Origin of the sequence: Catenuloplanes japonicus, from assembly GCF_000717135.1 — a bacterium.
Taxonomy (GTDB): Bacteria; Actinomycetota; Actinomycetes; order Mycobacteriales; family Micromonosporaceae; genus Catenuloplanes; species Catenuloplanes japonicus.
Genome location: NZ_JNXY01000009.1, coordinates 303,729 through 318,014, shown reverse-complemented (window position 1 = coordinate 318,014; position 14,286 = coordinate 303,729). Strand labels below are relative to the sequence as shown.

At 72.0% G+C, this 14,286-nt stretch carries 10 protein-coding genes; 7 read left to right on the top strand and 3 right to left on the bottom strand.

Annotated elements, in window-relative coordinates; all coding sequences use genetic code 11:
• The first annotated feature begins 134 nt into the window (after nt 1–134).
• Genes OP04_RS16290 through OP04_RS16280 form a run of 3 tightly spaced genes read left to right on the top strand, consistent with a single transcriptional unit; the run spans nt 135 to nt 3,945 of the window.
• Entirely contained in the window at nt 135–1,238 is a 1,104-nt protein-coding gene (locus tag OP04_RS16290) for a serine/threonine-protein kinase (protein WP_051798032.1), read from the top strand.
• Complete coding sequence (locus OP04_RS16285) at nt 1,235–2,335, top strand: hypothetical protein (RefSeq protein ID WP_157239889.1); 1,101 nt, start codon at nt 1,235–1,237, stop codon at nt 2,333–2,335. The genes OP04_RS16290 and OP04_RS16285 overlap by 4 nt, the downstream gene beginning before the upstream one ends.
• Nucleotides 2,332–3,945, top strand: a complete 1,614-nt coding sequence (locus OP04_RS16280; RefSeq protein WP_198153846.1) for a VWA domain-containing protein — start codon at nt 2,332–2,334, stop codon at nt 3,943–3,945. Before OP04_RS16285 ends, OP04_RS16280 begins: the two co-directional genes overlap by 4 nt.
• Before the next feature lie 252 nt (nt 3,946–4,197).
• Here the strand turns inward: OP04_RS16280 and OP04_RS16275 are convergent, their stop codons facing one another.
• Nucleotides 4,198–4,965, bottom strand: a complete 768-nt coding sequence (locus OP04_RS16275) for an SIR2 family NAD-dependent protein deacylase (RefSeq protein ID WP_051798027.1) — start codon at nt 4,963–4,965, stop codon at nt 4,198–4,200.
• Nucleotides 4,966–5,096: 131 nt separating this feature from the next.
• On the opposite strand from OP04_RS16275, the gene OP04_RS48500 reads away from it, so the two are divergent.
• Complete coding sequence (locus OP04_RS48500) at nt 5,097–5,345, top strand: PIN domain-containing protein (protein WP_085066507.1); 249 nt, start codon at nt 5,097–5,099, stop codon at nt 5,343–5,345.
• A gap of 9 nt (nt 5,346–5,354) precedes the next feature.
• Here the strand turns inward: OP04_RS48500 and OP04_RS16265 are convergent, their stop codons facing one another.
• Entirely contained in the window at nt 5,355–7,157 is a 1,803-nt protein-coding gene (locus OP04_RS16265; RefSeq protein ID WP_033340488.1) for an ABC-F family ATP-binding cassette domain-containing protein, read from the bottom strand.
• Nucleotides 7,158–7,578: 421 nt separating this feature from the next.
• Here OP04_RS16265 and OP04_RS16260 point away from each other — a divergent pair, with 421 nt between their 5' ends.
• The 3 genes from OP04_RS16260 to OP04_RS16250 all read left to right on the top strand — a co-directional run bounded on the left by OP04_RS16260 (nt 7,579) and on the right by OP04_RS16250 (nt 13,168).
• On the top strand, nt 7,579–9,498 hold the full coding sequence (locus OP04_RS16260; RefSeq protein WP_033340677.1) for an anthranilate synthase family protein: 1,920 nt from the start codon (nt 7,579–7,581) through the stop codon (nt 9,496–9,498).
• A gap of 341 nt (nt 9,499–9,839) precedes the next feature.
• On the top strand, nt 9,840–12,032 hold the full coding sequence (locus OP04_RS16255) for a SulP family inorganic anion transporter (RefSeq protein ID WP_051798022.1): 2,193 nt from the start codon (nt 9,840–9,842) through the stop codon (nt 12,030–12,032).
• Between the two features lie 203 nt (nt 12,033–12,235).
• On the top strand, nt 12,236–13,168 hold the full coding sequence (locus tag OP04_RS16250) for a DUF2332 domain-containing protein (protein WP_033340487.1): 933 nt from the start codon (nt 12,236–12,238) through the stop codon (nt 13,166–13,168).
• On the opposite strand, the gene OP04_RS16245 is transcribed toward OP04_RS16250, so the two are convergent.
• Nucleotides 13,161–14,168 (bottom strand): hypothetical protein, encoded by a 1,008-nt coding sequence (locus OP04_RS16245; protein WP_063746616.1) that lies wholly within the window; start codon nt 14,166–14,168, stop codon nt 13,161–13,163. The two genes, OP04_RS16250 and OP04_RS16245, sit on opposite strands and share 8 nt — an antisense overlap.
• Between the last annotated feature and the right edge of the window lie 118 nt (nt 14,169–14,286).

Sequence of the window (14,286 nt, the reverse complement as noted above, 5' to 3'; positions counted from 1 at the left end):
GACGCCGTCGACCAAAGAACACTTGCCTACCGGCAGGTTGACGGCGGGTGTCCTAGGTCCATTTTCACCCGATTAGCCGGAATACGCAGCAGCACCCCGCTCGTACGATCGGCGTCCTCAAGCAGGGGGTGGACATGACCTCGCCAATCGGCCAGTACCAGCGGCTCGGCCTCATCGGGCGAGGCGGGATGGGCGAGGTCTGGCGGGCCCGGGACCTCGACCGCGGCGGCCGCGTGGTGGCGCTGAAACTGCTCGCGCCGGAGGCGCTGGACGACGCGGAGCTCCGCGAGCGGTTCCTGCGCGAGACGGAGATCGCCGCCGACATCGAGAACCCGCACATCGTGGTCGTCTACGACTTCAGCGCGAAGCTGCCGGAGCCGTACATCGCGATGCGCTACATCGACGGCCGCACGCTGGCGAACGAGATCGCGGACGGCACGCTCACCCCGGCCAGGACCGTGCAGATCGTGGAGCAGATCGCGTCCGCGCTGGCCGCCGCGCACGACAAGGGCCTGCGGCACCGTGACGTGAAGCCGTCCAACATCATGCTGGAGCGCGGCTACCGGGCCGGCACCGACCACGCCTACCTGATCGACTGGGGCATCGCGCAGCGCATCGACACGTCCGACCTGACCCGGCTCGGGCAGATGGTCGGCACGCCGGCGTACGTGGCGCCGGAGCGGCTGGTCAGCGACAACGCGGACGGCCGGGCGGACATCTACTCGCTGGCCGTGGTGCTCTACGAGGCGCTGGCCGGGCGCAAGCCGTTCGGCGGGCGGTTCACGATCACGGACCACCGCGACCGCACGCCGGACCCGCTGCCGGAGAGCGTGCCGCCACCGCTGCGCGACGTGGTCCGCAAGGGCATGGCAAAACGGCCCGCCGACCGGTACGCGGACGCCCGCGAGTTCGGCGACGCGGTCTACCGGGCCTGGCTGGCGTCGGAGAAGCGCGCCGCACCTGCGCCGGAAGCGCACGGAACACCCACGCAGGAGGCGCACGGAACACCGGCGCGGGAAAAGCAGCCGGAGCGGGAGCGCTCACCCCGTACCCCCGGAATGATCTGGCCTTCTGCCGCCGGAGGCGGGATCGGCGCGGTCGCCGGAACCGGACTGCTGGCCGCGAGCCTGATCGACACCACCATGGCGGTCTGGGCGCTCCCCGCGCTCGTGATCGCCGGCGCCGTCGCGGGCTGGGCCCTGAGCGGCACGACGACAGAGGAAGGCGACGAGGAATGAGAGCGCTGCGCATGATCGCGCTGCTGGTGAGCGTGGTGATCGTGGCCGTGGTGGCCTGGGCCGTGGTCCGCCGCGCGCTCGGCGACAACGGCGAGGCCACGGCCGGCGGCAAGAACGGCTGCGTGACCGAGATGACCCGGGTGACCGGCGTGATCGGCTCGGAGAAGACGCCCTACCTGCGCGATCCCCGCGTCACCGCGCGGCTGGCCTGCCTCGGGCTGACGCTGGTCGTGGACGCGAAGGGCTCCCGCGACATGGTCGGCACGCTGTCCAACGACCAGCACCCCTACGACTTCGCGTTCCCGTCCAGCACGCCGGCCGCAGAGAAGATCAAGGAGTTGCGGCACGTCAACGACGCCTACAAGCCGTTCTCCTCGGTCATGGCGATCGCGACCTGGGAGCCGACCGTGAAGATCCTGCGCGACGCCGGCGTGGTCACCACCGTGAACGACCGGCCCGTGGTCGACATGGCCGCGCTGATCGACCTGGCCCGCAAGGGCACCCGGTGGAACCAGCTGAAGGGCAACGAGACCTCGCCGAACAACAAGGTCGTGCTGCTGCGGACCACGGACCCGAAGGACTCCAGCTCCGCGATCATGTTCCTGTCGATCGCGTCCGCCGTGCTCAACGACGACCGCCCGGTGGCCTCCGCGGCCGACGTGGCGAAGGTGATGCCGGACCTGTGCAAACTCGTGTCCTACCAGGGCGCCAAGGAGGAGACCAGCCAGGACCTGTTCGAGCAGTACCTCGGCGACGGCCCGGTCCGCTCGCCGCTCGCGCTCATCTACGAGCAGCAGTTCCTGGACACCACCTCGGCGATCAAGGTCCCGGAGGGGCAGCAGCACACGATGTTGTTCCCGAACCCGACCGTCTACTCCCGGCACACGGTCGTGCCGTTCACCGACGCCGGCGACCGGTTCGGGCGCGCGCTGGAGGACGACGCGACGCTGCAGCACCTCGCCGCCGAGTACGGCTTCCGGCTCGACGGCCAGGCGCTCACCGACCGTCCCGAGCCGCCCGTGGTGCAGGAGCCGCCGGAGTACGCGCAGCTCGAGGCCATGCTGACCATCTTCGAGAACGGGGAGTGCCCGCAGTGATCCGACGCATCGCCGCCACCGCGCTGTCGGTGGTCCTGCTCGCGGGTTGCACCGCGTCTCCGGCGCCCGCTGCCGACGAGGACCTGAGCGGCCCCGCCACCACGCTGCGCGTCCTGGCCGGCAGCGAGCTCGCCGACCTGCAGCCCGTCCTCGACCAGGCCGCGAAGGCCACCGGCGTCACCGTCACGTTCGACTACACCGGCAGCCTGGAGGGCGCGGAGACGATCGCGACCGGCAAGGCCGACGGGAAGTACGACGCGGTCTGGTTCTCCTCCACCCGCTACCTGGAGACCGACCCGGCCGCGAAGAGCCGGCTCGGCACGTCCGCGCGCACCATGAGCTCGCCGGTCGTGCTCGGCCTGCGCGCCTCCACCGCCGCCCGCCTCGGCTGGACCGGCACGAACGTGACCTGGTCCGACGTGGCGGCCGCGGCCGGTCGCGGCGACTTCTCGTTCGCGATGACGGACCCGACCACGTCGAACACCGGCTTCTCCGCGCTGGTCGCGGTCGCGTCCGCGATCGACGGCAGCGGCCGGGCGCTGGACGCGGCCGCGATCGAGAAGGTCGCGGTCCCGGTCACCGGCTTCTTCAAGGCGCAGCAGCTCACGGCCGGTTCCTCGGCCTGGCTGACGGACGCGTTCGTGCGCCGCAACACCGGCGCCGACCCGGGTCCCGCGCTGGACGGCCTGATCAACTACGAGGCGTCGCTGGTCGCGCTGAACCGGTCGGGGCAGCTGCCCGAGCAGCTCACGCTGATCTACCCGACCGACGGCGTGGTCACCGCCGACTACCCGCTGACCGTGCTGGCGAACGCGTCCGAGCCGGCCCGGGACGCGCACCGGCGGCTCACCGCGTACCTGCGCACGCCCGCGGTGCAGCAGCAGATCGGCGCGCAGACCGCCCGCCGCCCGGCGATCCCCGACGTGGCGTTGCCCGAGGGCCTGCCCGGGTCGCTGGTCGAGCTGCCGTTCCCGGAGACGCAGCTGTCGATGAAGGCGCTGCTCACTGCGTACAACGACCGCCTCCGCCGTCCGTCCCGCACGGTCTACGTGCTGGACGTGTCCGGTTCCATGGAAGGCGACCGGATCAGCACGCTGAAGACCGCGCTGTCCGGCCTGACCGGCGTCAACACGTCGCTGACCGGCGAGTTCTGCCGCTTCCGCAGCCGCGAGGACGTGGTGCTGCTGCCGTTCAGCCGGACGCCGCAGACCGCGCAGACCTACACGGTCGACTCGCAGAACGCCCAGCCGTCCCGCGACGCGATCCGCGATGCGATCGGCGCGCTCGCGGTCGGCGGCGACACCGCGGTCTACGACTCGCTGATCGCCGCCTACGCCGGCCTGGACGCAGCTCAGGACAAGGACCGTTTCGTCAGCATCGTGCTGATGACCGACGGCGAGTCCAACCAGGGCCGCGACCTGGCCGCGTTCACGGAGTTCCTGGCCGCGCGCGGTGCCGGCGCCACCCCGGTGCCGGTCTTCCCGATCCTGTTCGGCGAGGCGGCCGAGGCCGAGATGCGCGAGATCGCCACCGCCACGCGCGGCGAGACCTGGGATGCCCGTGGCGGCGACCTGACCAGGGCTTTCTGCCAGATCCGCGGCTATCAATAACCATCCGGGGGTACGCCGGGAGCGGCGTCAACCGCTCTCGGTGTCCTTCCGGCGCGCGATCGTCGCGTGTGGCGGCATCCGTGGGGGCGCGCCCGGCCGGGCGGAACCGTGGGGGCGCCCGCCCGCCCGGCCGGGCGGAACCGTGCACAGATTCGTGGCCCGCTCGGCGAGCACGGGCTGTGCACGGATTCCTGGCCGGCCCGGCGGGCGCGGGCCGGCTCGCCACACGGGCGTGGGCGCGACCCGAGCCCGTCAGGCGTGCGCCGGCTCTCCCGTCAGGTAGCCGGCCACCCGCGGCATCGCGACCTCGATGTCCTCCCGGATCACCTCGACCGCCAGCGCGTCATACGGCGTCGGGTCCCGATTTATCAGGACAAGCTGGGCGCCCTGGTCCACCGCCAGCGCGATCAGCCCCGCCGCCGGGTTCACCAGCAGCGAACTCCCCACCGCGATCACCAGCTGTGCCGCCTGGATGATCGAGGCCGCGTTCCCCAGCACCACCGGATCCAGCTCCTGCCCGAACAGCACGGTGCCGAGCTTGAGCACTCCCCCGCACTCCGCGCAGTGCGGGTCGGCCTCGCCGGCCAGCACGCGCGTGCGTACCCCCGTGGTGGGCATCGACCGCCCGCACCCCAGGCAGTCCGTGCGGTGCATGGTCCCGTGCAGTTCCAGCACCTTCCGCTCCGCCAGCCCTGCCCGCTGATGCAGCCCGTCGATATTCTGCGTCAGCACCCGCAGCGCCGTCCCCGGCCGATCCAGCCCCGCGATCGCCCGATGCGCCGCGCTCGGTTCCGCACCCCAGGCCGCGTGGTTCGCATACGTCCGCCAGAACAGCGCCCTGGTCTCCGCGTCCCCCACGAACCGCTCGTACTCGAACGCCGTCACCAGCCCCGGATCCTTCGTCCAGACCCCGTCCGGCCCCCGATAATCCGGAATCCCCGACCCCGTCGACACCCCCGCCCCGGTGAACACGACTACCCGCGAGACATGCCGCGCCCACACCGGCTTCCCTGCACCCATGGACCCCGAGGCTAGGTTCCGACCACCCTGCCCGCGACCGATTTCCCATAGCGACGATGCCGCCGTCAGCTCGAGCCTCGTGGAGATCGAGACCTACCGCGCGCTGGTCCGGGCCACCACCCCCAGCGGACATGCCTGCGGTGATCGATGAATTCCATGCGTTGCTGGACCTCATCGTCCGCATCGAGATCGACCCCGGGATTCGCATCCTGGCGCAGACGGTCACACCGCCTGCCGTGCGCAGCCTCGACGCCATCCATCTGGCCACCGGGCTGCGACTCCACGGCCAGGGTCGGCTGACGTCATTCGTGACCTACGACAAACGGCTGGCCGAGGCGGCATCGGCAGCAGGCCTGGCAGTCGACATGCCCACGAGCTGAATCGGCGCATCAGCCGGTGGGCGAGTCCGGGCTCGTGAGGGGCAGTTCGCGGGCGGGCCAGCGGGAGCGGAGCCAGCGGTCGTGGGTGGCGATGACGATGGCGCCGGGGGCGGGGATGGCGAAGGCGTCCTCCAGCTCGTCGGCGAGGCGCGGGGAGAGGTGGTTGGTGGGCTCGTCGAGCAGGAGCAGCTCGGGCGGGTTCGCGATGACCAGGGCGAGCGCGAGGCGGCGGCGCTGGCCGACGGAGAGCTCGCCGACCGGGAGCGTCTGGGCACGGGCCGGGAGCAGACCGAGCGAGGCCAGCGGAACGGCGTCGGCGCGGCCGGGGCCGAGCGCGGAACGGTAGAGGTCGCGGGTGACCACGTCGGGGCGGTCGAAGACCGTGTCCTGGGTCAGCAGCGCCACCCGCAGGCCGCGACGTCGCTGCACGTCACCCTCGACGACCGCGCCGGAAGGACCGAGGTCGGCCGCCGCGGAGCCGATTGCCGCGCTGCCGGGACCCGACGAGGCGGTCGAGCCGCTGGAGGCGGCCGGGCCGCCTGATCCGGAGCCGGCCGAGGCCGGGACCGCGGACGCCGGTCGCAGGTGGCCGGCCAGGACCGCGAGCAGCGTGGACTTGCCGACGCCGTTCGGGCCGGTGATGAGGAGGCGGTCGCCGGCGGAGATGTCGAGGTGGTCGAGCGTCAGGCGGCCGGGGACGTGGACGGAACGCAACGAGACGAGCAGGCCGGAGGCGGACGCGGCGGCCAGCGCGGTGGGGTGGAAGCGGAGCGGCTTCGGGGGCTTGCGGACCTGGGTGCGTTCCAGTTCCTCCAGGCGGCGGGCGGCATTGCGAACGCGGCGGGAGATCTGCTGCTGGACACGGCCGGCCGTGTGGCCCTGGCCCATCTTCTCGCTGTCGCGCGGCGGGCGGCCGTGGGCGACCTGCTGGGCCGTGGCCGAGGCGGCGATCCGTAGCGAGGCCAGCTCGTCCTGTTCCTCCTCGAAGCGGCGCTGCCACCGCTCCCGTTCCGCGATCTTGAAATCCCGGTAGGCGCTGTACCCGCCGCCGAAACGGGACGGGCCGTCCGCGGCGGGGTCGAGGTCGATCAGGTCGGTGCAGACCGCGTCCAGGAACGCCCGGTCGTGGCTGGCCACGATCACGACGCCGGGGAGGCCGCGCAGCGCCTCCTCCAGGAAGGCGGCGGCGGTGTCGTCGAGGTGGTTGGTCGGCTCGTCCAGCAGGAGCGCGGCCGGGCGGCGGATCAGCAGCGCGGCCAGGGCGAGGCGGCCGCGTTCGCCGCCGGAGAGCGAGCCGACGGTACGCGTGAGCGCCGGATGCCCGAGCCCGAGCCCGGCCATGATCAGCGAGGCCCGCCGGTCCGCGTCCCAGGCGTCCAGCTCTTCGGCGGTCTCCAGAGCGGCACCGTATCTGGCCAGCAGCGCATCGGCGGAAGCCGGGTCGGAAGCCGACGGGTCAGAAGCCGTCGGCGGGCCGGAATCCGGAGAGAGCAGAGCGGCCAGGCGATCGAGCGAGGACAGCGCCGACCGGGACGGCTCCAGCGCGGCGTCGAGCACGTCGGAGAGCCTGGCGGTGACCGGAAACGGCAACTCCTGGTGCAGGAAGCCGAGCGATTCCGGGCGCACGACACTGCCGGAGTCGGGCACGTCCACGCCTGCGAGCAGGCGGAGCAGCGTGGTCTTGCCGGTGCCGTTCTCGCCGATCAGGCCGATGCGGCGGCCGGGGGCGGCGACGAGGGAGACGCCGTCGAGCACGCGGCGGGAGCCGAGCGTGCGGACGAGGTCGTGGGCGAGCAGCGCGGAAACGGACATGACGGGACACCCCAGGAAAGAAATGAAGGAAACCCGCCGGGCATCGGAGGCCTCGGGCGCGGGTCGGGGAGGGTGTCAGCGGCTCACATCGCGATCAACGGTAGGCGACCCGCCCCCACCACGGCAAGCGAGAACACACAAACCGCACCCCGCCGCACGAACTGCGAGCCGCGCACACGCGACCGCCGAGCCCGAAACGCGACCCGCCGCACCCCCGACACCGACACCCGCAAACACGATCAGCGTGTACGCTCCGAGCCATGTCCGCGCGATTGAACCTCTGGTGGCCCGCCTCCCCGGCGGCCCACACCCCCCGCGCGTAATCACACCGCGGCCGCCCGATCGAGGCGGCCGCCACCGAGTCCCTGTGGCCCGAGGCCCGCCGCGTGACGGCGGCCCCCGCACCGGCCAGGAGACCCACATGTTCACCGAGATCATCTCCGGCGCGCGCCCGTTCGCGCTGATCAGGCGCGAGCACGCCACCGAGGTCGAGGCCTTCACCGGCGACGTCGGCACCGCCGGGAGGCTCGCCGAGTTGCCTCTCGACGACGGGCCCGGCCCGCGGACGCTGGCGCTCATCCCGTACCGCCAGATCGCCGAACGTGGTTTTGAGACGGTCGACGACGGGACGCCGCTTGCGTTCCTGCGCATCGCGCAGGCGACCACGCATGCGCTCGACGCGGCCCTCGACGCGCTGCCGCAGACCGCGATCGTCACGGAGAACGCCGGCTTCGACATCGACGACGACGCCTACAGCCGCACGGTCGAGGACGTGCTGCGCCGCGAGATCGGCCACGGCGAGGGCGCGAACTTCGTGATCCACCGGACGTTCCGGGCCACGGTGCGGAACGACCCGCGCACGGCCGCGCTCGCCGCGTTCCGCAACCTGCTGACGGCGGAGCGCGGCGCGTACTGGACGTTCCTGGTCTGGACCGGCACGCGCTACCTGGTCGGGGCCACGCCGGAGCGGCACGTCAGCGTGGCGGACGGCCTGGTGATGATGAATCCGATCAGCGGCACGTTCCGGCACGCCGGCAACACACCGCCCGCGCCCGAGGCGCTGCTGACGTTCCTGGAGGACCACAAGGAGCGCGACGAGCTCTACATGGTGCTGGACGAGGAGCTGAAGATGATGGCCACGGTCGCGGAGGCCGGCGGCCAGGTGCTCGGGCCTTACCTGAAGGAGATGGCGCACCTCACCCACACGGAATACCTGCTGGCCGGGCGCACCGCGATGGACGTGCGGGAGGTGCTGCGGGAGACGATGTTCGCGCCGACCGTGACCGGCAGCCCGATCGAGAACGCGTGCCGGGTGATCGCGCGGCACGAGCGCCGGGGCCGTCGCTACTACGCGGGCGTGCTGGCGCTGCTCGGCCGCGACGACGACGGCGGTCAGTCGCTGGACGCGCCCATCATGATCCGGACCGCGGAGCTGTCGCCCGACGGTGAGCTGCGGGTTCCGGTCGGCGCGACGCTGGTGCGGCATTCGACGCCGGCGGGCGAGGTCGCGGAGACGCACGCGAAGGCCGCGGGCGTGTTGTCCGCGCTGGGTCTGCTGCCACGCGCGACCGGGCAGGCCGCCGGGAGCGACAATCACGAGCATCCGGGGGTACGCCGTGCGCTCGCGGCCCGCAACGACCGGCTCGCCCGGTTCTGGCTGGACGACCGCGCGTCGGCCGCCCCGGCACCGCGCTTCGCCGGCCGGCGGGCGCTGATCGTGGACGGCGAGGACACGTTCACCGGCATGCTCGCGCATCAGCTGCGCGCGCTGGGCCTGGGCGTGGAGGTGCGGCCGTGGCACGCACCGGGGGATCTGGACGGCTTCGACCTGGTGGTTCCGGGTCCGGGACCGGGCGATCCGACGGATCCGGCGTTCGCCAAGGGCGCGGCGCTGCGGGCGCTGATCGGGGAGCTGGTGCGGACGGGGCGCCCGTTACTGGCGGTGTGCCTGTCCCACCAGCTGCTGTCCGGCATGCTGGGACTGCGTCTGCACCGCCGGGACGCGCCATATCAGGGAATGCAGCGCGACGTCCCACTCTTCGGGACGATGCGCCGGGTCGGTTTCTACTCCACGTACACGGCGCTGTCCGGCGTGGACACCGTGGCGACGCCGTTCGGGCCGGTGGAGCTGGCGCGGGATCCGGAGGACGGCGCGGTGCACGCGCTGCGTGGGGCCAGGTTCGCCGGCGTGCAGTTCCACCCGGAGTCCGTGCTCAGCCAGGACGGGCTCGCGGTGCTGACCGAGCTGCTCGCCGGACTGCTGCCGGACGCCGCGGAGACCGGTAGCGCTCCCACGCAGGAATCGGTTTCTGATCGGCATATTCCGGCCCTCGGCGGGTAGGACTCTGCTAGCGGCACCTGATGGATGCCGGGGTCGCCGAAGGTCCGGGCGGGTTTGAGAGCCCCCGCTCGGGCCTTCGGTTTCAGACTGTTTTCAGCGAGTTCACGGCGTTTGCCAAGCCGGAGCGCGAGCCGTTCCTTGCCGCGCTGACTCTTGCGGATTAATCGTTGGTTAACGCCGGAGATTCGGCGCGGAACCGGCCACTCCATCAACCCCTGATCGCTACTCTGTGCGCACGTAAGGACCGCACCTTACGTACGCAAAGAAGGTGGAGTATGGGGATTTTTAAGCATTTAAGGGTATCGGGTAGCGCTGTCGCACCGGGCGGCGGCGCTTCCCCGGTGGGAGATCCGGACCCGCCCCCGGCGGCCGACGGGGCCCACGGCCCGCCCGTTACCGGCAGTTCCACAAAGGTCTCGCTCTGGCGCTCCGACTTCGGCGCCTCTCTGGTGGTCGTGCTGATCGCCGTGCCGCTCTCGCTCGGTATCGCGGTCGCGTCCGGTGCACCGCTGGTGGCCGGCCTGATCAGCGCCGTGGTCGGCGGCATCGTCGGGGGCCTGTTCGGCGGCTCCGCGGTGCAGGTCAGCGGCCCGGCGGCCGGTCTCACGGTGATCGTGGCCGGCCTCGTGCAAACCTACGGATGGGCCGCGACCTGCGCCATCGTCGCCGCGGCCGGCGTCCTTCAGCTCGCGCTCGGGCTGTTCCGCGTGGCCCGCGCCGCGCTCGCGGTCTCACCCGCGGTCATCCACGGCATGCTTGCCGGGGTCGGCCTCGTCATCGCCCTCTCCCAGCTGCACATCGTGCTCGGCGGCACGCCGCAGAGCTCCGCGCTGGAGAACCTCATCGAGCTGCCGGGGCAGCTCGTCCGCAATCACACCCACTCGGTCGCGGTCGGCCTCTTCACGCTGATCGTGCTGATCGGCTGGGGGCGCCTGCCGAGCCGGTTCAAGGTCATTCCGGCGCCGCTCGCCGCGATCGGGGCCGGCACCGCGCTCGCCACGGTCTTCGCCTGGGACGTCGCCCGCGTCGACCTGCCCGACGACCCGATCGGCGCGCTCGTCACACCACAGTGGCCGGACGGCAGCTGGAGCTCGATCGCCGGCGCGGTCATCGCGGTCGCGCTGGTCGCCAGCGTCGAATCGCTGCTCTGCGCCGTCGCGGTCGACCGCCTGCACGACGGCCCGCGCGTGAACCTGGACCGTGAACTGGCCGGTCAGGGCGCCGCGAACCTCACCGCCGGCCTGCTCGGCGGCCTGCCGATCGCCGGCGTGGTCGTGCGCAGCACCGCGAACGCGGCCGCGGGCGCACGCAGCCGCCGGTCCACGATCATGCACGGCGTCTGGGTGCTCGCGCTCGCGCTGGCGGCCGCGCCCGCGATGGAGCTGATCCCGCTGGGAGCGCTGGCCGCGCTGCTGGTCGCGATCGGCGTGCAGATGGTCAACCTGGCGCACATGCGCGGCGTGCACCGGCACGGGGAACTGCCGGTCTACCTGCTCACCATGGCCGGCGTGGTCGCGCTCGGCCTGTTCGAGGGCGTGCTCATCGGGCTCGGCTGCGCGCTGCTGCTCACCATCTGGCGGCTGGCACGGATCTCCGTCAAGGTCACGCCGCAGCTGGACGCGCCGGTGCGGGTCACGGTCGACGGCTCGCTGACGTTCCTCAGCGTCCCGGCCCTGGCACGCGCGCTCACGGCCGTACCCGCGAAGGAGGTGGTGGATCTTTCGTTGAACATCGATTTCATGGATCACGCCGGGGTGACCGCAATCGACGACTGGCGCACCGGGTACGAACGGGCCGGCGGGACGGTCCGCATCGACGAGGTGCAGGAGCAGTGGTACGCGCAGGGCGCCACCGGGCTGCCACGGCCGGTCCGGCGCACGCCGCCGTCACGCAACCGCCAGGCCTGGCATCCGCTCGCGGCCACGCTCTCCGGCCGGCGGCAGCTGGAGGAGGGCTCGGAGGAGTTCCACTCGCACGTCGCGCCGCTGGTCCGGCCGCTGCTCAGCGAGCTGGCCGAGGGGCAACGGCCGACCCACCTGTTCATCACGTGCGCGGACTCGCGCCTGGTGCCGAACCTGATCACGTCCAGCGGGCCCGGCGACCTGTTCACGGTCCGTAACGTCGGCAACCTGGTGCCACGGCACGGCGAGGCGGATCCGACCGACTCCACGATCGCGGCCATCGAGTACGCGCTCGCGGTGCTCCCGATCAAGACCATCACGGTCTGCGGGCACTCGGCCTGCGGCGCCATGGACGCGCTGCTCACGCCGGGGAGCGCGGGCGACATGCCGTACCTGAGCGGCTGGCTGCGGAACGGGACGCACAGCCTGGACCGGATGTCCTCGGTCCCGGACGGGCCGGACCGGCTGGACCGGCTCGGCCGGGAGAACGTGCTGCAGCAGCTGGAGAACCTGCGCACGCACCCCGGCGTCGCCAAGCGCGAGGCAGCCGGCGAACTGGAGCTCTGCGGTGGCTACTTCTCGATCGCGGAGGGACGCATGCACATCCTCTCGCCGACCGCGCTGACGGTCTGAGACGAGGGCCCGCCGGGTGGCACGAAATCGTGATTTCCCCAGCTCAGGCCGCAGATAGAGTAGTTCTTGGCCGGTCGGGTAGGACTGGCCGACGCAGGCGGCGAGGGGAAGTCGGCATGACGTACATCGGTCCGGGCTGAACAGACGACCCTCATCCACATCGGGCATCCCCGGACGCGACGGCGTCCGGGGATGCTTGCTTCATGACCGATCTTCGCTACTCCCTGTTCGCGCGCGAGGCGGACGGCTGGTCCGCGACCTATGCGGCGCTGTCCCGCACGGTCGCGGCCGACCACGAACTGCTCGCGCTCATCGACACGCTGCCGGAACGCTCACGGCAGCCGAACCTGCTGTTCGGCGCGGTCCGGCTGCTGGGCGGGCCGGTGTCGCCGTGGCCGGCGTTCCGCGAGTTCGTGACGGCGCGGTGGGACGCGGTGGCGCACGAGATGCGGACCCGGATCACGCAGACGAACGAGATCGGGCGGTGCGCGCTGCTGCTGCCGCTGCTGGCGTCGCTGCCCCAGCCGCTGGCGCTGCTGGAGGTGGGCGCGTCGGCCGGGCTGGGGCTGTATCCCGACCGGTATGCGTATGCGTACAGCGGGCGGACGGTCGGGTCGGGCGTACCCCTGCTGGATTGTGAATTTGCAGGTTCTGGGTCTTTTCTGCCGGACCGGGTGCCGGAGGTGGTGTGGCGCGCCGGGCTGGACCTGAATCCGCTGGACGTGCGGTCGGCGTCCGATCTGGACTGGCTGGAGGCGCTGATCTGGCCGGAGCAGACGCATCGGCGCGCCCGGTTGCGGGAGGCCGCCGCCCTGGCCGCGGCCGATCCGCCGCTGCTGGTGCGCGGCGATCTGGTGGCGGACCTGCCGGCGCTGGCCGCGTCCGCGCCACCGGACGCGACGCTGGTCGTCTTCCACACGTCCGTGCTGTACCTGGTCCCGCCCGAGCCTCGGCAGGCCTTCGTGGAGCTGGTGCGGTCGCTGCCCGGCCACTGGATCTCCGTGGAGGCGCCCGGCGTGCTGCCGTTCCCCGGCCTGCCCGCGCCGCCGGACGACGAGCCGTGGAACGTGGTGGCGCTGGACGGCACGCCGATGGCCTGGGGCCGGGGGCACGGCCAGGCCATGACGCTCATCTGACCGGCTGCAGCAGGTCCCACTCGTAGTAGTGGCCGGCCGGCGCCGGATCACGCCAGCGGACCTCCCACTGCCCGCCGCCGGTCCGCCGCGCCGGGGTCACGCTGCCGTGCTGGTGACGCTCGGTCACCCACGGCATCGGCAGGTGACCCGGGAACAGGAACGTGACCGTGAACGACGCCAGCGCGGACGGCTTGGTGTCCGTGGTGATCAGCTGGTCGCGCCAGCGCAGCACGTCCCGGCCGCGCTGGCGCAGCGGCCGCCACAGGCCGGCGGGGTGGTAGGTGACCTCCCAGTCGACCTCGTCCGTCAACGGCTGGTCGAACACGAGCCACACCCGCAGGTGGCCGATCTCCTCGATCAGCGCGAACTTCTCCACCGGCGCGTCGTCCGGTAGGAACCGCACCCGGTAGTCGATGTCGGACAGCCGGGACACCTGCGCCGCGCGGCCGGCCGGCACGATCGGGCGCATCGAGCGGTGCGTCACACGCTCCCGGGGGTACGTGTGGCGCCGCTCGACGATCACGTCGTCCCCGTCCTGCGCGCCGACCGTTATCGTCACCTCGAGATCCTCGTGGAACGCCGCGGTCTCCCGGTCGACGATGCGCTGGATCGCGTTGACGTAGCCGGTGTGCTCCTCGGCGAGCCGTTCGTTGTCGGCCTGGAGCGTGCGGTTGTCGGCCTGGAGCGTCTGATTGGCGCTGGAGAGCGAGTCGTTCTCGGCCTGCAGCGCCGCACCGTCCGTCTGCAGGCGGCGGATCGTCGACTTCAGCTCGCCGTTGTGCCGGAGCACGAAGATCGTCCAGAACCGGACCACCGCGATCAGCCCGCACACCACGGCCGTGAGCAGCAGCGCCAGCCGCGAGGCCCCCTGCGAGAACCCGGCCAGCCCCGCCACGCCGGACACGACGCCGACCGCGACCGGAACGATCTCCCACACCCCGGCCGCGGCCTGAGAATAGGTTTTCTTCTGCTCCTCGCGCGTTCCGGAATTGCCAGCCATCGCCGAATTATGGCACGGTCATGCATTCCGTCCCGTGCTGCTTTAGGGGGACAGCACCATTTCCCCGATCACCGGAACGGGTGAATGTTAGTCTGGCTGCGGATTGAACGGTTCATTG

What these genes read in the sequence shown, in the direction of transcription:
- OP04_RS16290 (WP_051798032.1), top strand. Translation starts at nt 135, where the DNA reads ATGACCTCGCCAATCGGCCAGTACCAGCGGCTCGGCCTCATCGGGCGA.
- OP04_RS16265 (WP_033340488.1), bottom strand. Translation starts at nt 7,157, where the DNA reads ATGTCCGTTTCCGCGCTGCTCGCCCACGACCTCGTCCGCACGCTCGGC.
- OP04_RS48500 (WP_085066507.1), top strand. Translation starts at nt 5,097, where the DNA reads ATGCCTGCGGTGATCGATGAATTCCATGCGTTGCTGGACCTCATCGTC.
- OP04_RS16285 (WP_157239889.1), top strand. Translation starts at nt 1,235, where the DNA reads ATGAGAGCGCTGCGCATGATCGCGCTGCTGGTGAGCGTGGTGATCGTG.
- OP04_RS16250 (WP_033340487.1), top strand. Translation starts at nt 12,236, where the DNA reads ATGACCGATCTTCGCTACTCCCTGTTCGCGCGCGAGGCGGACGGCTGG.
- OP04_RS16275 (WP_051798027.1), bottom strand. Translation starts at nt 4,965, where the DNA reads ATGGGTGCAGGGAAGCCGGTGTGGGCGCGGCATGTCTCGCGGGTAGTC.
- OP04_RS16260 (WP_033340677.1), top strand. Translation starts at nt 7,579, where the DNA reads ATGTTCACCGAGATCATCTCCGGCGCGCGCCCGTTCGCGCTGATCAGG.
- OP04_RS16245 (WP_063746616.1), bottom strand. Translation starts at nt 14,168, where the DNA reads ATGGCTGGCAATTCCGGAACGCGCGAGGAGCAGAAGAAAACCTATTCT.